The organism is Achromobacter sp. FW305-C-30-7 (assembly GCF_058783105.1).
Genome location: NZ_JBYSYI010000003.1, coordinates 108,596 through 127,370, shown reverse-complemented (window position 1 = coordinate 127,370; position 18,775 = coordinate 108,596). Strand labels below are relative to the sequence as shown.

The 18,775-nt window shown below is 68.1% G+C and carries 18 protein-coding genes; 2 read left to right on the top strand and 16 right to left on the bottom strand.

Going from position 1 to position 18,775, the window contains the following annotated elements:
- Positions 1 to 18: 18 nt before the first annotated feature.
- The 12 genes from AC3WOB_RS11325 to AC3WOB_RS11270 form a co-directional block, all read right to left on the bottom strand.
- Positions 19 to 771, bottom strand: a complete 753-nt coding sequence (locus AC3WOB_RS11325) for an amino acid ABC transporter ATP-binding protein (RefSeq protein WP_492275344.1) — start codon at positions 769 to 771, stop codon at positions 19 to 21.
- Between the two features lie 22 nt (positions 772 to 793).
- Entirely contained in the window at positions 794 to 1,447 is a 654-nt protein-coding gene (locus AC3WOB_RS11320; RefSeq protein WP_013393691.1) for an amino acid ABC transporter permease, read from the bottom strand.
- A 145-nt stretch (positions 1,448 to 1,592) separates the two neighbouring features.
- The gene (locus AC3WOB_RS11315) at positions 1,593 to 2,384 is read right to left on the bottom strand and encodes an amino acid ABC transporter substrate-binding protein (protein ID WP_013393690.1); all 792 of its coding nucleotides are present in this window, start codon (positions 2,382 to 2,384) and stop codon (positions 1,593 to 1,595) included.
- 152 nt (positions 2,385 to 2,536) lie between these two features.
- Positions 2,537 to 3,487, bottom strand: a complete 951-nt coding sequence (locus AC3WOB_RS11310; protein WP_492275043.1) for a Bug family tripartite tricarboxylate transporter substrate binding protein — start codon at positions 3,485 to 3,487, stop codon at positions 2,537 to 2,539.
- Between the two features lie 144 nt (positions 3,488 to 3,631).
- A complete protein-coding gene (locus AC3WOB_RS11305; protein WP_492275042.1) occupies positions 3,632 to 5,227 on the bottom strand; it encodes a sulfatase-like hydrolase/transferase in 1,596 nt (531 codons plus the stop codon).
- Complete coding sequence (locus AC3WOB_RS11300; protein WP_492275041.1) at positions 5,224 to 6,909, bottom strand: bifunctional 3-(3-hydroxy-phenyl)propionate/3-hydroxycinnamic acid hydroxylase; 1,686 nt, start codon at positions 6,907 to 6,909, stop codon at positions 5,224 to 5,226. The genes AC3WOB_RS11305 and AC3WOB_RS11300 overlap by 4 nt, the downstream gene beginning before the upstream one ends.
- A 46-nt stretch (positions 6,910 to 6,955) precedes the next feature.
- Entirely contained in the window at positions 6,956 to 7,798 is an 843-nt protein-coding gene (locus AC3WOB_RS11295) for an alpha/beta fold hydrolase (RefSeq protein WP_492275040.1), read from the bottom strand.
- An 11-nt stretch (positions 7,799 to 7,809) separates the two neighbouring features.
- Positions 7,810 to 8,412, bottom strand: coding sequence for an amino acid synthesis family protein (locus AC3WOB_RS11290; protein WP_492275039.1), 603 nt, complete (start codon positions 8,410 to 8,412; stop codon positions 7,810 to 7,812).
- Positions 8,413 to 8,461: 49 nt separating this feature from the next.
- A complete protein-coding gene (locus AC3WOB_RS11285) occupies positions 8,462 to 8,947 on the bottom strand; it encodes a VOC family protein (protein ID WP_013393684.1) in 486 nt (161 codons plus the stop codon).
- Positions 8,948 to 8,967: 20 nt separating this feature from the next.
- A complete protein-coding gene (locus AC3WOB_RS11280) occupies positions 8,968 to 10,008 on the bottom strand; it encodes a WD40/YVTN/BNR-like repeat-containing protein (RefSeq protein ID WP_492275038.1) in 1,041 nt (346 codons plus the stop codon).
- 29 nt (positions 10,009 to 10,037) lie between these two features.
- Positions 10,038 to 10,832, bottom strand: coding sequence for an SDR family NAD(P)-dependent oxidoreductase (locus AC3WOB_RS11275; RefSeq protein WP_492275037.1), 795 nt, complete (start codon positions 10,830 to 10,832; stop codon positions 10,038 to 10,040).
- Between the two features lie 31 nt (positions 10,833 to 10,863).
- A complete protein-coding gene (locus AC3WOB_RS11270) occupies positions 10,864 to 12,411 on the bottom strand; it encodes an acetolactate synthase large subunit (protein ID WP_492275036.1) in 1,548 nt (515 codons plus the stop codon).
- A 238-nt stretch (positions 12,412 to 12,649) separates the two neighbouring features.
- Between AC3WOB_RS11270 and AC3WOB_RS11265 the strand changes: the two genes are divergently transcribed.
- A complete protein-coding gene (locus AC3WOB_RS11265) occupies positions 12,650 to 13,396 on the top strand; it encodes an IclR family transcriptional regulator (RefSeq protein ID WP_207467844.1) in 747 nt (248 codons plus the stop codon).
- Positions 13,397 to 13,423: 27 nt separating this feature from the next.
- Positions 13,424 to 14,266 carry a prolipoprotein diacylglyceryl transferase family protein gene (locus tag AC3WOB_RS11260; protein ID WP_492275035.1) on the top strand — a complete coding sequence of 281 codons (843 nt, stop codon included), beginning with the start codon at positions 13,424 to 13,426 and terminating at the stop codon, positions 14,264 to 14,266.
- Positions 14,267 to 14,277: 11 nt separating this feature from the next.
- Here AC3WOB_RS11260 and AC3WOB_RS11255 read toward each other — a convergent pair whose 3' ends face one another.
- The 4 genes from AC3WOB_RS11255 to AC3WOB_RS11240 are packed head-to-tail and all read right to left on the bottom strand — an operon-like array spanning position 14,278 to position 18,716.
- Complete coding sequence (locus AC3WOB_RS11255; protein ID WP_492275034.1) at positions 14,278 to 14,601, bottom strand: zinc ribbon domain-containing protein; 324 nt, start codon at positions 14,599 to 14,601, stop codon at positions 14,278 to 14,280.
- Positions 14,598 to 15,746 carry a thiolase family protein gene (locus tag AC3WOB_RS11250; protein ID WP_492275033.1) on the bottom strand — a complete coding sequence of 383 codons (1,149 nt, stop codon included), beginning with the start codon at positions 15,744 to 15,746 and terminating at the stop codon, positions 14,598 to 14,600. Before AC3WOB_RS11250 ends, AC3WOB_RS11255 begins: the two co-directional genes overlap by 4 nt.
- Positions 15,743 to 17,056: an MFS transporter gene (locus tag AC3WOB_RS11245; RefSeq protein ID WP_013393676.1), complete on the bottom strand. Its 1,314-nt coding sequence runs from the start codon at positions 17,054 to 17,056 to the stop codon at positions 15,743 to 15,745. The genes AC3WOB_RS11250 and AC3WOB_RS11245 overlap by 4 nt, the downstream gene beginning before the upstream one ends.
- A 37-nt stretch (positions 17,057 to 17,093) precedes the next feature.
- Positions 17,094 to 18,716, bottom strand: coding sequence for an ATP-dependent acyl-CoA ligase (locus AC3WOB_RS11240; RefSeq protein WP_492275343.1), 1,623 nt, complete (start codon positions 18,714 to 18,716; stop codon positions 17,094 to 17,096).
- Between the last annotated feature and the right edge of the window lie 59 nt (positions 18,717 to 18,775).

Here is an 18,775-nt window from a genome sequence, read left to right as displayed (position 1 = left end):
TGCGACGGCGGCGCATCCTCAGAGCATATGCGCCAGGAACTCGCGGCTGCGCGCTTCGCGCGGAGCGCGGAAGAAGTCGGCCGAAGGCGCTTCCTCGACGATGCGGCCTTCGTCCATGAAGATGACCCGGTGCGCGACTTCGCGCGCGAAGCCCATTTCATGGGTCACGACCAGCATGGTCATGCGTTCGTCGGCCAGCTGCTTCATGGTGCGCAGGACTTCGCCGGTCAGTTCCGGATCCAGCGCCGAGGTGGGTTCATCGAACAGCATGATGTCCGGCTCCATGGCCAGCGCCCGGGCGATCGCCACGCGCTGCTTCTGGCCGCCGGACAGGCGCGTCGGATAGTTGTCGCGCTTGTTCAGCAGGCCGACCTTGCGCAGCAGCTCTTCCGCCTTGGGAACGATCTGGGCGCGCGTCATGCCCTTGACGGTGATGGGCGCCTCGATGATGTTCTGCAGCACGGTCATGTGCGGGAACAGGTTGAACGACTGGAACACCATACCCATCTTGCGGCAAATGCGGCGCACGTCGGCGTCGCTGGCGTACTGGCTGCGCCCGCCCGGCACGGCGCGGGCCATGGCTTCGCCTTCGACCTCGATGCTGCCCTCGTCGATGGTTTCCAGGTGGTTCAGGCAGCGCAGGAAGGTGCTCTTGCCCGAGCCCGACGGCCCGATCACCGCGACGACCTCGCCCTGGCCCAGGCTCAGCGAAACCCGGTCCAGCACGCGGTTGGGCCCGAACGACTTGATGATTTCGCGGGCCTCGATCATGACGGGACGCGCGGACGAAGAATTACTGGTCATATTTGGCATAGCGCTTTTCCATGTGCTGGAAGAACCACGTCAGGATCAGCGTCATGATGAGATAGAAGGCGGCGGCGACCAGGAACGGCGTGGTCGTGAAATCGCGCTGCACGATGCCGCGCGCGGTGCGCAGGATGTCGTTGAGCGCCAGCACGTAGATGAGCGAGGTGTCCTTGACCAGTGTGATGGTCTCGTTGCTCATGGGCGGCAGCACCCGCTGCACCATCTGCGGCAGCACGATGCGGCGCAGGGTCTGCAGATAGGTCATGCCCAGGACCTTGCTGCCCTCGTACTGGCCGCGGTCCACCGACTGGATGCCGGCGCGGAAGATCTCGGCGAAATAGGCCGCGTAGTTCAGCGCGAAGGCCACCACGGCGGCGGGAAAGTCCGGCAGGCGGATGCCGATCACGGGCACGAACGGCAGCGCGAAGTAGATGAACAGCATCTGCAGCATCAGCGGCGTGCCGCGCATGAGCCAGATATAGCCATTGACCAGGTTGCTGGCCAGCCGCCATTTCGAGATCCGCACCAGCGCCAGCACCAGCCCCAGGGGGACGGCCAGCGCCAGCGTGATGAAAAACAGCGTCAAGGTGACTTTCGCGCCTTGCGCCAATGGTCCCAATAGGGAGAGTACGTAGTCCATGCAGTGGGTTCGCGCCGTCAGCGTCCGTGGACGCCAAGGTTGGATCGATTCATGAATCAGCCCGCCTGGCGCGTCGGCGCCGCGGCGGGCTGTGGAACTTGGGTCTGGACGCCCGGGCGCGATGGCCGCGGGCGCCGCTGGCCCCTTACTTGATGATGTTGGCGCCGAACCACTGGGTGGCGATGCGGCCGGCGGTGCCGTCCTGCTTCATCGAATCCAGGGTCTTGTCCAGCTTGCCCAGCAGTTCGGTGTCGTCCTTGCGCACGCCGACGCCGTAGTCTTCGGTGCCGAAGTTCTCGTCCAGCACGCGGTACTCGCCGGCGCGCTTGCTGATCAGGTAGCGGCCCACCACTTCGTCCACCACGATGGCGTCCAGGCGGCCGGCGGCCAGGTCCATCAGCGCGGTGACGTTGTCGCCGAACTTCTTGACTTCCTTGATTTGCGCGGCGACCGGGTCCTTGGCGATGGCGTCGGTGGCGCTGCTGCCGTCCTGGGCGCCCACGACCTTGCCGGCCAGGTCAGCCTTGAGCTTCACGGGGGACGCATTGCCCACGATGATGATCTGGTGGTTGGCCATGTAGGGCGCGGTGAAGCTGATGTTCTTCTTGCGCTCTTCGGTGATGGTCAGGCCGTTCCACAGCACGTCGACGCGCTTGCCGTTGAGTTCGGCTTCCTTGGCGCTCCAGTCGATGGGCTTGAATTCCACTTCCAGGCCCAGGCGCTTGCTGGCTTCCTTGGCCATGTCGATGTCGAAACCGACGATCTGGTTGTTCGAGTCGCGGAAACCCATGGGCGGGAAGTTGTCATCCAGGCCAACCACGACCTTCTTGGCGGCGGCAGGCGCCTGCGCACCGGCGGCGGGCGCATTGTCGCTGGGACCGCAAGCGGTCAGCAGCGCGGTGGCGGAAGCGAGGAGTACAGCTGTCAGTTTTTTCATCGTTATGGATGCGCCGGGCGCAAGAATGAAGAATGCCGGAATGGCCAGTCAAAAAGCCGCGAGCCGGTATTTTATCCTCTTGCGGGGGCGCGATCCGTCCCCCCTGACAGATACCGCAGAAAAGCCCGGGCCACCGCCGCCCGGAACCCGCCTCAATCCTGCTTGATGCCCGCGGCCTTGATCAGAATTTCATAGCGGCCGGCCTCCTCCTTCATGGCGGCCAGGGTGGCCTCGGGCGTCGAACCGCGCACCAGCAGGCCGCGCGCCTCATAGGTCTGGCGGAAGGAAGGATCCGCCGTGACCGCCGTCACCGCCTGGTTGATCCGCGCCACCAGGGCGTCGGGCGTCTTGCCCGGAGCCAACAGCGTGAAGACCGTGGACGGAATGCTGCCGGCCTTGCCGCCGGCCTCCTGCAGGGTCGGCACGTCGGGCAGCATGGCGGCGCGCTGGGTGGCGCCAGCCACCAGCACCCGGATCTTGCCGGCCTTGTACTGTTCCGACACCGCCAGCCCGCCAGCCATGACACTGTCCACGTCGCCGGCCATGGTCGCGGTCATCGCCGGCGCCACGCCCTTGAACGGCACGTAGGTGAATTGCACCCCTTCGGCGCTGGCCAGCATGGCCATGCCCAGATGGTTCACGTGGCCCTGGCCGCCGGTGCCGACGTTGATGCGCTGCGGATTGGCACGGGCGTAATCGATGAATTCCTTGTAGGTCTTGGCCGGAAAGGCATTGCTGACCGCGACGTACAACTGCACCTGGCCCAGGTCGGTGACGGGTTTGAAGTCCTCTTGCCAACGGTATGGCACCTTGGCGTACAGGAAGGGATTGGTCTCCAGCGCCAGCCGGTCCACCATCAGCAGGGTGTTGCCGTCGCCCGCCGCCTTGGCGACGTAGTCGCTGCCGATGATGGCGTTGGCGCCGGGCCGGTTCTCCACCACCACGGTCTTGCCACTTTCCTTGAAGAGGCGGTTACCCAGGTCGCGCGCCAGCACGTCGGGCTCGGTGCCGGGCGGATACGGCACCACGATCTTCACGGTGTCCGACGGCCAAGCCTGGGCCGCGGCCTGCCCGGCCGGCAGCAGCGCAAGCGCGGCCCACAATACAGGTTGAAAACAACAACGGTACGGCGATCCCATGGTACTTCCCCTTGTATGTGTCGTTCCGGTCGGAGCCGGCGACTGAATTGCCGCCCGGAGCCAGAACGGCCCCGCACGGCTGGAAACCCAGATCAGGACCGGCGCGCTTCACCAGCGGCCGATCAGAATGCCCATCATCCGTTCGTGCGCATGCGTGCGCTCGCGCACCTCCTCGTCGGTTTCGCTGGCGCGGCGCTTCAAACCCTGGTGCCAGTCCAGCAACGCCGAGCGCATCCGGGCCGCGACCGGCGCCATGCCTGGATCGGCGCCCAGATCGTGCAGTTCGCCCGGGTCGTCGCGCAGGTCGAACAACTGGCTGCGATAGCCTTGCCAGTGCAGGTACTTGTAGCGCTCGTCGCGCACCATCAGGCCGGTGCATTCCCGCTCGCCGCGCCCCAGGAACAAGCGCGCCTCGCGGTAGGCGTAGTCCAGGCTGCCGATCACGTACTCGCGCGCGGGCGGCGCCGAACCGGACTCCCCGCGAATCCCGGGCAGCAGCGACCGGCCCTCGATGCGGTGCGCCTGGGGCGGCAGGTCGAGCGCGTCCAGCACCGTGGGGACGATGTCTATGCATTCAACGAAAGCGTCGCTGCGAGTGCCGCGGGTCGCATCCGCCGCGGCCGCCGGGTCATAGACCAGGCAAGGCACACGCATGGCGCTGTCGTAGAAGTATTCCTTTTCGCCCAGCCAATGGTCGCCCAGGTGGTCGCCGTGGTCCGAGGTGAAGAGGATCAGCGTGTCCTGCAGCCGGCCGCTGCGCTCCAGGAAGTCCAGCACCCGGCCGATCTGGTCGTCGATCTGCTTGACCAGCCCCATGTAGACGGGCCGGATGCTGCGCCAGACCTCGTCGCGGGCGAAGGACTCGGACTCCTCCAGCCGCTGGTAGGCGCCGTGCACCGGATGCGGGCGTTCCCGCTCCGCCTGCGAGCGCACCGGCGGCGCGCAGTCTTCCGCGCCGAACAGGGCGTGGTAAGGGGCCGGCGCTTTGTAGGGCCAGTGCGGCTTGATGTACGACAGATGCAGCGCCCAGGGCTGGTCGCCCTGCTCCTGCATGAAACCCAGAGCACGGTCCGTGAGGTAGGCCGTTTCGGAATCGGCTGCGTCGACCCGGGCCGCCAGCGGCGCGTTGCGCATCAGCCAGCCGCTGGCGAGGCTGCCGTCGGCGGCCTGGCTGCCCACCACATAGTCTTCCCAGGGCCGCTCGCTGTCGTAGCCGCGTTCGCGCAGGTAGCGGCGGTACGGGCTGTCCTGGGCCAGTTCGAAATGGCCGTCGTAGCGTTCGATCGGCACGAATCCGCCCTGCAGGAAGCGTTGCTCGTCTTCGGCGGCGTAGCCCTTGGCGCGCAATCCGGCGCGGTCCGGCACGAAGTGCGTCTTGCCCAGCAGGTGCAGCGGCAGCCCGGCCTGGGCCAGGTATTCGCCCAGGCACCATTCGTCCACCGGATGCGGCACGCGGTTCCAGGTGACGCGGTGCGACAGCGGATAGCGGCCGGTGTAATACGACGCGCGCGACGGGCCGCAGACCGCGGACGTCACGTAGGCGCGGTCGTACTGCACGCCCATGCGCGCCAGCCGGTCGATGTTGGGCGTGCGCAAGGCGCCGGCGCCGCCGTAACAGGACAGGTGATCCGCGCGCAGCTGGTCGCACATGATGAACAGTACGTTGCGGACCTTGGGGTTCGTGGCCGGGGCGGACGCGTTCATGGCTGCGCTCCGTTCAGGATGGCCCCGGGCACGTGTGCGGCGTTGTCCGCCGGCTGGGTTGTCGCCTGAGTTGCGCCAGGCACGAAGCGGGCGGCAAAGCGGCCCAGGGCGTCGGCCGCGTCCTCGCTGCGGCCCAGCGCCGCCACGTAGCGGTCGGGACGCACCAGCACCCAGTCGGCGCGCGTGCGCTGGAACCAGAAGTGCAGCGCGTTTTCCGTGTCCTGCAACACCGGCAAGGCCCCGGCTTGCAACGCCTCGGGATCGCAGCCGCTGCGCGCGCGCTGCGCCGCCACGTAGCGGCAGCCCAGCTTGTCCAGCTGCGCCCGCAGGGCCGGCGGCAGCCCGGCGCGCGGATCGCGGCGCCAGCCTATCAGGGCGAAGCCGGCGCCCAGCGCCTCGTCCAGGCGCAGCGTGGCGCCGTCCTCGCCTTCCACCAGCGGCTGGATGAACATGCGGCCGATGCACTCGCGCTGCGCGCGGTCCGCGCTATCGCCCACCACGCCGCGGCTGTAGCGCGGCATGGGCTTGAATTTCATCTGCAGCACATAGTCCCGGATTTTCGGAATATTCCGGATCGACAGGAAGAACGTGTCGCGCAACGCCGCCAGCACCGGGTTGGTCTGCGACAGCATGGCGCCGAACATGTCGGCCAGCGAGATCATGGCGCGCGCGTGGCTGTGGCGTTCGTCGTGATAGCTCTGCAAGGCTGTGGGATCCAGGCGACCTTGCACGATCCAGGCCACCTTCCAGGCAAGGTTGAAGGCGTCGCGCAGGCCGGCGTTCAGGCCCTGGCCGATCCAGGGCGGGGTCAGGTGCGCGGCGTCGCCCGCCAGGCAGACGCGGCCCGACACGAAGCTGCGCGCCACGCGGGAATTGTGGGTATAGACGCGGGCGCGGATGACGTTGAGCTTGCCCGGGTCGGCCACGTGGTGGCGCAGCAGTTCCTGCACTTTTTCCGGCTGCAGCATTTGTTCGCCGTCCTCGCCGGGGAACAGCATGAACTCCCAGCGCCGCAGGCCGTAAGGCAGGCGCAGGCAGACATAGGGGCGGCGCGGCTCGCAATGCAGCGCGGTGTAGGGGGCGTCCAGCGGATCTTGGTCGCATTCGATGACCACCCACTTGCGCGGATGGGTGTTGCCATCGAACGGCAGCTGCAAGAGGCGTTCGCGCACCGTGCTGCGCCCGCCGTCGGCGGCCAGCAGGTACTGCGCGCGGATCTCGCGCTCGGCGCCGTCGGCCTGGCGCACCCGCACCGTGACGCCGCGCTCGTCCTGCTGCAGCGACTGCAGCTCGCTGCCCAGCTCCAGCGTCACATGCGGAAAACGCCGCAGCCCGGCGCGCAAGGTGCGTTCTCCCAGCGGCTGCGAGAACAGGTTGCGGCGATACCAGCCGAACTCGCGCGTGGCCGGCAGGATTTCGGCGAAGCAGCGCTTGGTGCGCGTGTACATGCGCATGGGCACGTTCTGGATCATGTCGCGCAGCATTTCGTCGGCCAGGCCCGCGCTCTGGAAGGTGCGCATGGCCTCGTCGTCCAGGCCCACCGCGCGCGGATAGTCCAGCACGTCCTGGTTGCGCTCCAGCACCAGCGTTTCCACGCCATAGCTGCCCAGCAGGTTGGCCAGCGTCACGCCGACCGGCCCGGCGCCCACCACCAGCACCGGCACTTCTACGATATGCGCCATATTGGCTCTCCCTTGGATTCTTGTTGTTGGCCTTGCGGGCGGCGGGTCAGGCGCGCCGCAGGAACCCGCCCACGGCCTGATTGAAGACCTCGGGCTGGTCGTCGTGGATGTAATGGCCGGCGCCGGCGATCTCGATCCACTCCACGTTGGGGTTGCGCGCCGCCATGTCGCAGGCGGTCTGGGCTTGCAGGTAGTCCGAGCGCCCGCCGCGCACCACCAGCGTCGGACAGGCCAGCGCCTGGACCTGCGGCCACAGGTCCACCACGCGCGCCGGATCGGGATCCAGCCGGGTGGCGGCGATGCCGGCGTGGTCATGACGCCAGGTCCAGCCGCCCGATCCATCCTCCTTCAGCATGTGGCGCAGCCGTTCCTCGCGGGCGGCCTCGGTCACGCTGGGCCGCAAGGCGCGCAGGTACTCGCGGGCCGCGCCGATGTCCGGAAAGGACGCGGGCGTCTCGCGCAGTTCGCGCTGGATGCGCGCCGCCCCCGCGCTGCCTTCGAACGCGGCGGGTCCGGCGTCCTCGACGATCAGGCGCCGCACGCGCTGCGGATAGCGGGCGGCGAAGACGATGGCGGCAATGCCGCCCATCGAATGGCCCAGCAGATCGAAACTGTCCAGGCCCAGGGCGTCGGCCACGCCCGCCAGGTCGTCCACGTAGGCGTCGGTGTAGTAGTTGCGCCCCGGATCCCAGCTGCTGGCGCCGCGGCCGCGCTGGTCATAGGCCAGCACGCGGAAGTCCGGCTGCAAGGCCTGCGCGATGCCGGCAAAGGTCTCGGCGTAGCCGCGGATGCCATGCAGCATGAATAGCGGACGCCCGTCCTGCGGGCCCCACTCGGTCAGATGCAGGGTCATGCCGTTGACGGCGATGTCGGTGTCGCGACGTTGCATGTCGGGTTCCTTCAGCAGAGTCCGTCTTTGCCCTGGATTTCGCTGGCGGGGATGCCGCCCAGGCGCGCATGCAGGCGGCCGCGGGTGGCGAAGGCGAAGGCGATCAGCACTTCGTCGCGGTTGGGCGCGTCGCCGAACAGCGCGCTCACGCTGTCGTAGTGCGAGCGGACATAGAGCGCGTCCTTATGCGCCAGCGGAATGTCGATGACGGTGCCAGGGCCGCCGCGCTTGCCGGTGGACGGGACCCAGGCCTTGCCGCCACCGAGCGCCGCACGCACGGGTTCGGCGAAGATGGTGGTCAGCAGCGCGTTGCCGTGCTCGTACTCGCCGTCCGTGCCCACCACGCAAGCCTTGCCGTAGCTTTCCAGCGGCTGGCCGCCGGCCGCTGCGATGACGCGCCGCCCGAATTCCTCGCCCAGCATGCCCGAAGGTTCGACGTAGGCCGACAGGTCGCGCTCGAAGCGGCCCGCATAGGGGTTGTGCAGCGCGGCCGCGATGACAATCTTGCGCAGCGGTTCGCCGTCAGCCGGTTCGCCGGTCTCGGTGGCCAGGGTGTCTTCAATCTGCAAATACCATTTGCGGATGCGGTAAGGGCCGAAGTTGGTGTTGCTCATGGATGCTCCAGAAAATGTCGGGTCGGGAATGGATGCGCCGCGCGGGCGCTCAAAGCGGTTCCAGCGTCATAGGGACGCTGGGCGCGTTGTGGTCGTGCAGGACCTGCTTGCCCTCTTCGTCGCCGTGCACGGTCTCGCAGAAGAATTCGAAGCGGTGGCCGTCGGGATCGGTGAAATACAGCCCGTAGCCCACCTTGTGGTCGGTGATCTTCACCACCTCCACGCCCTTGGCCAGCAACATGCCGTACAGGCGGCGCAGTTCGTCCACGTCGCCCTCGATCTCCAGGCCGTAGTGCTGCATGTTGACCGGGCCGCGGGCGGGCTCGCCTTCGGCCGCGCGGATCAGGGCGATGTCGTGGTGCTTGCGCCCGAAGGACAGGAACACCCATTGCTCGCCGCGCGCGGTCTCCTGCATGCCCAGCACGGATTCGTACCAGGGCGCCGAAGCGAAGGGGTCCCGCACGAACAGGGCCAGGTGGGTGCGCGCGATGCGCGGCCGGCGGTCTGCCGGCGCAAGCGTGGTATTCGTGGACATGGCGGTCTCGGGCTTGGGTATCAGTTGATGGACTGGGGATGCGCGGTCACGGGCGCGGCGTACGGCGTCCAGGCCACGGCGGTGATTTCGCTGAAATCGCGCCATTCCTTGAACCAGCTGCGGCCGCCGTCGGTAGAACGGAACAGATGGCCGTACTTGGTGCCGGCAAAGGCCAGCCGCGGATCCGCGGCGTGCACGCCGAAGGCCCAGAAGGTGGAATTGGGCGCGGTGTGCAGCAAAGCCGGCTGCCAGTTGCGGCCCCGGTCGGACGAGCGGTAGATCTTGCTGCGGGTGCCAGGCGTGCCGTCGCCGATGGCCAGCAGCAGCGTGTCGGGATCGTCGGGCAGCGCCTGCACGGTACGGGTGTAGTACATGCCATCGAAGCGCGACTTCGACGCCACGCCGTCCCAGCGCTGGCCGTCCTCGCTGAGGTAGACGGAGTTCACGGTCAGCACCATGGCGGTCTTGGGCGCGCTGGCCGTGGCCGGCAGCACCGCGACGCAATGGATGTCGGGGTTGGCAATGGCATCCGCATTGCCCTCCTCGTCCTGGCGCGACCAGCTATCGCCGCCATCGCGGCTGTGCCAGAGGCCCCCTTCCTCGACCCCGAACCAGACTTCGCGGCCGTCGTCCGGATCGACGCAGACCGACAGGATGCGCGGGCGGTTCACGCCACGGCAGAACTCGGGCAGTTCCGGCGACAGCCGCTGCCAACTGGCGCCGCCGTCCACCGAACGGAACATGACGGCGCGCGACGGCGCGCCAGTACCCGCGTACATGCGCCGCGGATCCTTCGGGTCGATGGCGATGGCCCAGACGGTCATGCCGTTCATGGGGCTGTCGACCCGGGTGAAATGCGCGCCGCCGTCGGTGCTGACGCACATGCCGACGTCAGCGCCGGCAAACACGCGGCGCGGGTCGGCCGGGTCCACGGCCAGGCTGCGCACCGTGCCGTCGAACTCGATCGCTTCCTTCAGCCCCAGGCGATGCCAGGTGGCACCGTCGTCCACGCTGCGCAGTATTCCTTGGCCAGCCGTGCCGACCAGTATCGTGCCTTGCATATCCAGACTCCCGAACAAGAATCAGCGGTTCAAAGAAAGATGCCGCGCGTGATGCCGCCGTCCACCCCCAGCGATTCGCCGGTAATGGCCCCTGCCCTCGGCGACGCCAAGAACAGCACCGCGTCGGCGATCTCCGCCGACTGCAGCACCCGCCGTATGGGTGTGGCCTTGGCATAGTTGGCCTCGACCTGGGCGGCAGTCAGTCCCTGCTTGGCGGCTTCCTTTTCGTACAGTTCGTGGATGTGGGGCGTCTCGACCACGCCCGGATGGATCACGTTGACCGTGATGCCATGCGGGCCCAACTGGTCCGACAGGGTCTTGGTCATGTGGCAGATGGCCACGTTGCGCATGCCCGAGAGCTGCTTGCTGCCGCGCCCGGTCAGGCCGCCGATGTTGACGATGCGGCCGAAGCCGCCCTGGCGCATGTGCGGCGCCGCGGCCTTGGCGCAGCGCATATAGCCCACCACCTTGATATTGATGTCTTCCAGCAGGCCTTCGGGATCGGCCTCGTCGATCTCGCTGCGCACCAGGCCGCCGGGATGGGCGGCGCCGTTAACCAGGATGTCGATGCGGCCGAAGTGTTCGGCCACGCGCTGCATCATGGCGTTGACCTGGGCCGTGTCCGACACGTCGGCCGCCACGCCCAGCACTTCCACGCCCGTGGCCTTGGTGATTTCCGCCGCCACCTCGTCCAGCTGCGCCTGGCGGCGCGCCACGATGGCCACGCGCACGCCCTCGGCCGCCAGCGCTTCCGTCACCGCGCGCCCGATGCCCAGGCTGCCGCCCGTGACCACGGCGACTTTCCCCTTGAGTTGCAAGTCCATGCTTTGAAGCTCCTTATATATATAGCGGCGCCTACAGCGCCATCTCGATCAGGACCGGTCCCGGCTGGCGCAGCGCCGACGCCAGCTGCGCGGCCAGTTCTTCCGAGGTGGCGGCGTGGCTGGCCTGCACCCCGTAGCTGGACGCAAGCCCGACCCAATCGATGCGCGGGCGGTCCAGCGACGTCAGCTCGGCGGCGCGTTCGCCCAGCACGGCATTGCCGCGGCGCAACTCGTTGCGCAAGATGGCGTACTGGTGGTTGGCGGCGATCAGCACCGTGACCGGCAGGTTTTCATGCGCCAGCGACCACAGCGTCTGGATCGTGTATTGGGTGCTGCCGTCCGACAGCACGGCCACCACGCGGCGCTCCGGGCAGGCGATCGCCGCGCCCATGGCGACGGGCAGGCCCTGGCCGATGGCGCCGCCGGTATTGGTCAGCACCGTATGCGGCGCGGCGCCGGCGGACGCCGCGTACAGCGGATAACCGCAGGTGCCGCCCTCGACCGAGACGATGGCGTCATCCGGCAAGGCGCGCGCCACCACGGCGGCGATCGATTGCGGCGTCAAGGCGCCCGGGGCGGGTTCGGGGAGCGCCGCGGCGGCGGGCTCGAAAGCCGGCGCGCCCGCCAGCTCGGCCAGCGCCTCCAGGCGCGACGCGGCGTCCTGGCCGGGCGCCGCCAGTTCCAGCAGGCGCTCCGCCGGCACCAGCCGGCTGGGGTGGCCGGCATAGCCGAAGTAGGTCACCGGCGGCAGCGCCCCCACCAGCACCACCAGGTCGGCGGCGTCCAGCGCGGCGCGCGCGGGTTCCGGGAAGTACGGCAGCCGGTCGAAGTCCGGCAGGTCCCGGCCGCGCTCAGATCTGGCGGGGAAAGTCTCGGCGTAAGCCTTGCCGCCCAGCGCCGCGCACAGGCGGGCGGCGGCAATCTGCGCGCGGCGGCCCAGGCCGCTGGCCGGCCCGCCCCCGCCCAGCAGGAACAGCGGGTTTTGCGCCCGGCTCAGCCGCTGCCATGCGCTGGCGGCGTCGAAGGCAGCAGGTTCCGAAGCGGCCTCAACGGCAGCGACATCCGCGGGTTCGTCCACGACGCTTTCCGCCTGGAAGTCCGCCGGAAAGATCAGCGTCGCGCCCTGGCCGCCATCGGCCAGGCTGGCCCGCACGGCGGCGCGCGCCGCGCTGGCGGCGTCCTGGGCGGACGCGATGCGTTCCACCCAGCCCGATACCGGACGGGCCAGCGACTCGATGTCCGAGGTCAGCGGCGCGTCGCACTCCAAGTGCCAGCTGGCGTGGTCACCGATGATGTTGACGATGGGGGTACGGGCGCGGCGCGCGTTGTGCAGATTGGCGATGCCGTTGGCGAATCCCGGCCCCAGATGCAGCAGGGTCGCGGCCGGCTTGCCGGTCAGGCGGCCGTAGCCATCGGCCGCGCCGGTGCAGACGTTCTCCTGCAGGCCGACGACGCAGCGCATGCCGGGCACCTCCTCCATGGCCCGCACCAAGTCCAGCTCGGTCGTGCCGGGATTGGCGAAACAGACTTCCACGCCCTGCTTGCGCAAGGCCTCCAGCAAGACACTGGCTCCGCTCATGATTACCGCCTCCTTTTTTTGCTACTTTATCGTAATTTGATAAATGTGCAATTTCTTTTGGCGGATTGATGCCTGATAATTTATTAGAATTATCTATTTGATAGTTCTGCGCGGATCTTCTATACGCACGCATGCGCGCCGCGCGCGGCGCGGCGATTTGCCAATACGCGCCCCTTGGTGCACCCTCGCAGCACATCAGCTTTCCCCACACCTCGCACCCATGAACAGTCTTCGCCGCATGCTCGATGTCCTGGACCTCTTTCAGCCCGACCGGCCGGTCCTGGACGTCGACGCCATCTGCCAACTGCGCGGCTACGCGCCCGCCACCGCCTACCGCTACGTGCGCGAACTGTGCGCCTGCGGTTTGCTGGTGCGCCTGCCCGCCGGCTATGCGCTGGGACCGCGCATCATCGCGCTGGACCTGCAGATGCGGGAATACGACCCCATGCTGACCGTGAGCCGCGACCTGATCGAGGAACTGTCCGGCCAGACCGGGCTGGACGTGCTGCTCAGCGCGCGCTATGACGACAAAGTGATCAACGTGCATCAGCAGCCGGGCCGCAATACCCAAGCCTTGAATTTCGGCCGCGGCCGCTTCATGCCGCTATTGCGCAGCGCGACTGCGCGCGTGATCCTGGCCAATCTGGGGCCGCGCCAGCTGCGGCGCGTGTACGACGAACATGCGCAGTCGCCCGATATGCAGCGGCTGGGCCCCGACTGGAAAGCGTTTTCCCGGGCCATGCTGCAGGTGCGCAAGGCCGGCTACTGCGTATCGTCGGGGGAGCTGGATTCCGGCAAGACCGGCATCGCCGCGCCGATCTTCGATGAAGAGAACCATGTGCTGGGCAGCATCACCATCATCGGTGCGCAGGACGCCTACGCGGCGTTCCGCGAGGACTATCTGGCCGGCCTGATACTCCGCGCCGCCACGGAAATTACGCGCCGCATCGCCCAGGCGCCGGCCAAGCTGCAACATGCGGCCTGATCCTCAACGCCATTCCCAAGTTCACGCATGACGCCCGCGATCCGCATCGGTCCCCTCGTCTTTCCCTCGGAACTGCTGGTCCTTATCGTTGCCGCCGCCATCGGGCTGCTCGCCGCCCGGCTGTTCACCCGCAAGCAGGCCGGCGCAACCTCCGCGCCGCCCGACACCGGCGCGGTGCTATGGCGCGCGCTCATCATCGGCCTGATCGTCGCCCGGCTGGGTTTTGTGTGGCAGTACCCGGCGCACTTCCTGGAGAACCCGCTGCGCATTCTGGACCTGCGCGACGGCGGCTGGGCCGGCATGGCCGGGCTGGCCGCGGCCTGGCTTTATACGCTGTACGCAGCGCTGCGCCGCAAGGCGCCCCGGCCCGCCCTGCTGGGCGCGCTGACGCTGGCAAGCGTGGTCTGGATAGGCGGCGGACGCTGGCTCGCGCCCACGCCCCAGGCGCAACCCGAACTGGCCGAGCTGGTCCTGCATCAGTTGGACGGCGGGCCGGCCGGACTGGCGGCCTATCAGGGCAAGCCCACCGTCATCAATCTGTGGGCGAGCTGGTGCCCGCCCTGCCGCCGCGAAATGCCCGCCTTCGCCGCGGCGCAGGCGGCGCATTCCGGCGTGAATTTCGTCTTCCTGAACCAGGCCGAGGCCCCGCCCGCCGTCACGAAGTTCCTCGCACAGCATGCGCCGTCCCTACGCAACGTGCTGCTGGATCCCGCAGGCGCGGCCTCGCGCCAGATGAGCAACCGCGGCCTGCCCGCCACGCTGTTCCTGGATGCCCAGGGGCGGCTGGTGGACCTGCGCGTGGGCGAGCTGTCGGCCGCCTCGCTGGCCCAGCGCCTGGATGCGATCCAGGAGCCGGCCAGCGGCGATTGAGGGGACACCCTTCAGGTTTGCGGCTTGGCCGGGACACGGGCCCAGGGCAAAGCCTGCCCATCCATATCCCGTTCGAACAGCGACAAGCGCTGGCCCGCCTGGACGGGAGATTCTTCCAGGCGCACAACCAGCACCGGTCCCGCAGGCAGTGCCCGGACGGTCGCGACTACCGTGGCAGGCGCGCCGTCCCTGGACGGCAACACGGTCCAGGCCTGCAGCTCCGCATGTTCCACCGCAGCGGCCCGCGCCTGATCATGGCCGCAAGCCGGGCACCACAGCCGGGCGGGATAGACCAGATGGCCACAACTGCAACATTGGCTGACCTTGATGCTCATGGTTCCTCCCGGGCCAACACCGCGGCGTTGGCGCACATGCCGTAACGCAACTGCACCATGCCGTAGCCGGTGGCCACGCCGTGGCGCGCGCCGCGCACCTGCCGGTCACCCGCCTGTCCCAGCAACTGGCGAACCACCTCGACCAAGCCATGCATGCCGCCCGCCGTGCCGGCTTGCCCGGCGGACAACTGGCCGCCGGCGGTATTGACCGGCAAGTCGCGGCTGGCCAGGCGGCGCGCGATGAAACCGGGCAGATCGTCCGCCTTCGCGAAGCCCAGATCGCACAGCTGCGCGAGCGCCATGGCGGGATAGTCGTCATAGACACTGACCACGTCCACCTGCTCCGGCCCCAGGCCCGCACGCTGCCAGAGCGCAGGCGCAAAGCCGGCGATGCCGGTCTGCAGCCCGTCTCCTTCCTGCTGGTCGCCGTTATAGCGGGCATCGCTGGCCAATAGCCTGACGCGGATCCCCGCCGGACGCGCGCTCAGCACCAGGGCGCAAGCGCCGCTGACCACGGGCACGCAATCCATGCGCCCCAAGGGAGGCGCGACCATGGGCGCCGCCAGGTACTGTTCCAGGCTCAGGGGTTGGCGATACGCGGCATTAGGATTCGCCGCCGCCCATTGCCGCTGCGCCACGCACAGCGCGCCATAGTCTTCCCGCGTGAGCCCCGTCTGCGCCATCTGCCGTTGCGTGAGCATCGCGAACAAGGGGTTCGGGCCCTCGCAGCCCAAGGGGCTGAGATAGTCGCGCGCGCTGCGGTTATAGCCGCGCACCAGTCCGGCGAAATCGGCCCCGATGAAATGGTCTCCCGCCACCAGCACGATCGTCCTGGCCTGCCCGGCTTCCAGCGCGAGCCAGGCCTGCCGCAGCAGATTGATGGCGCTGGCGCCCCCCATCTCGTCCTGCATGCACCAGTTCAGCCGCAGCCCCAACTGCCACGCCAGATCGATGGCGCGGTCCGGACGCAGCGTGAACGAGGCCACGCCCAATCCGTCCACGCGATCTGGCGCCAACCCCGCGCTGCGCAGCGCCTGGGCGATCGCCTCGGCCATCAGGCCGGCCGTGCTGATCATGGGACCGGGATGGCGCAGGGCGGGCGTTTCGCCCACGCCGACGATGCCCGGGCCGCGGGCCGCGCTCACGCCGACTCCTCGCGCGGCGGTTCGCGCGTCAGCAACAAGGTCAGCACGGTAACCGCGGCCATGCCCACCAGGAACCACGCCACGGGCGTCGCCGATTCATACTTGCGCAATAGCGCCATGGCGATCAACGGCGACAAGCCCCCGGCGAAAACAGAGGCCAGCTCATGTCCCAACGCCAGTCCCGTGTAGCGGACTTCCGCGGGGAACAGTTCGGCGAAGTACGCCGGCTGGGTCCCGATCATGGCGGCATGGCACACCGTGTTGCCCAGGAAAAACGCCAGGAAGATCCACACCGGCTCCTTGGTCTGCACCAGCCAGAAGAACGGAAAAGCCACCAACACCAGGCCGGCCGAACCGATCAGGTACACCGTGCGCCGGCCGATCCGGTCGGACAGGTGGCCAAACCAGACCAGGGTCCCCAGTTCGATAAACATCGACAGCAACACGCCGCCCAGCATGACGTCGTTGGGTATGCCAAGGAACTTGCCATAGGCCAGCGCGAACGCCAGGAAGATGTACGAGCCGCCGTTCTCGGCCACGCGCAGCCCCATCGCGGTAAAGACCTGGCGCGGATAGCGGCGGAACACCTCCACTGCCGGCATGCCGCGCTTGGCCGTCTTGGCGGCCTGCACGAACTCATCGCTTTCCGGGATGTGCTTGCGGATGTACAGGCCCACGCCGAAGATCAGCACGCTCAAGAGAAACGGCAGGCGCCAACCCCAGCTCATGAAGGCCTCCTGCGGCAGCTGCTGCGCCAGCATGAAGACGCCCGACGACAGCACGAAGCCGCCCGCCACGCCCAATTGGCTGAAGGACGAGAAGTAGCCGCGGCGCTTGCCCCCGACCGCCTCGCTGATCAGCAACACGCCGCCGCCCCACTCCCCGCCCGCAGCCGCGCCCTGCAAGATGCGCAGCACCACCATGGCCACCGGCGCCCAGAAGCCCACCTGATCGTAGGTGGGCAGCAGCCCGATCAGGAACGTGGCCGCACCCATCAGGCCCAGGGTCCATTCCAGCGCCAGCTTGCGGCCGTAGCGGTCGCCGATATGGCCGAAGATCACGCCGCCCAGCGGCCGCGCCAGGAATCCCACGGCGAAGCCCGCAAAGGCCCCCATGGTGCCCAGCAGCGGATCGGTGCCCTTGGGAAAGAACAATTCGCCGAACACCAGCGCCGCCGCCGTGCCGTAGATGAAGAAGTCATACCATTCCATCGCGTTGCCTGCGACGGAGGCCATCACCACGCGCCGCGTGCGCTTTCTGCGCGCATCGTCGCCAGCGGCCGCGGCCGCCCCCTTGTATGCCATCGTCATTGCCGCCCCTTGTATGTTTTGAATGGAACCATGGCGCTCAGCGCGCCACGCGATAGCCGGCGGCGTCCCGGTCCCAGGCGTCGCCAGTGATACCTTCATCCCGCAACTGGAACTTGCGGATCTTGCCGTTCTCGGTGCGCGGCAGGTCGTCCAGCACGCGCAGATAGCGCGGCACGGCGAAATACGGCATGCGAGGCTGGCAGAAATCAAGCAGCGACTGAGGCGGGACGGCCTGCCCGGCCTTGTAGACCAGCGCCGCCATGACCTCGTCCTCGGCCAATTCCGAACGCACCGCATAGACCGCCACGGCAGCAACCGATGGATGCGCCAGCAGCACCTGCTCCACCTCGTACGAGGAAATGTTCTCGCCGCGCCGGCGGATCGCGTCCTTCATGCGGTCCAGGAAGCGGAAGTAGCCGTCCGCGTCGCGAACCACGCGGTCCCCTGTGTGGAACCAGAGGTTGCGCCATGCGTCCACCGTCTTGTCGTCCATGCCGAAATAGCCGGTGGCGATGGCGAACGGCATGCGCGCGCGCAGCAGCAGTTCGCCCGGCGTGCCGTCGGGCACTGCGGCGTCGTGCTCGTCGGCCGCCATCGCGTCGAATTCGGGCGCGGCGCGACCCATCGTGCCTGGGCGCTGTCCGGCCAGCGTGCCGCCCAGCGCGAAATTGGTCTCGGTGGAGCCGTAGCCTTCCAGCAGCGCGATGCCGGTGCGCTCGGCAAACGCCGCGTGGAAGCGTTCGGGTACTCCTGGCGCCAGCGCAATCCGCGCACGGTGGCGCCGTTCGGCCGCGGCAGGCGGCTGCGCCAACAGCATGGGCACCATGGCGCCCAGCAGATAGGTCACCGTGGCGCCCGTGGCCTCGAGCCGGTCGAAATAGCGGCTGGCCGAAAAGCGTTCATCGCAAACGATGGTCGCGCCCGTGACCAGGGCCTGGAAGCAGGCGTTCAAGGCATTGGTATGAAAAAGCGGAAGGCTCGTGTAGAGCACATCGCTGTCGGTGATTTCCAGATTGCGCGCGGCGATCCTGCCCCACCAATAGAACTGCGCGTGCGGACAGCACACGCCCTTGGACAGGCCGGACGTGCCCGAGGTGTACAGGATGGCCAGGGTATCTCCCGGCCCGACGTCGGCCGCCGGCGGGAGCGGCGTGTCCGGGGCGGGCGGCGGCGCGCTGGACGGGACCGGGAGCGCGTCGGCATCCCCGTCCAGCAGCCAGATGCGGTTCAAGGCCAGGGACTGCGTGTCCAGTACCGCCAACGCGGGACAGGACGCGGCGTCGGCCACCAGCAACCGGCAACCGCTGTTGGCCAGGATGTGCTGCAACTGCATGCCGCGCGACGCCGTGTTGATGGGCACCACCACCGCGCCCAGCCAGCCGCAGCCCAACACGATGGACAGGAATTCATGCCGGTTGCCGGCCATCAAGCCGACCCGGTCGCCCCTGGCGACGCCGGCCGCGGCCAGGCGCGCCGCCCACGCCGCCGCATGATCGGGCGCATCGCCATAGCGCAGCGAGCCGCCCGGCGCCTGCACCCACGTCCGTTCGCCCCAACGGGCGCCCTGTTCCAGCAACAACGACGGCAGTGTCAACGCATGCATGGCGGTGCTTCCCCTGTGTTGCGGCCATCGGCAAGCGTTGCCCCAGCCCTTTGAAATTAGTCTAGGAATCAACTATTTATATGTCAAATTTATGGATATTATTTATCTTATAAATC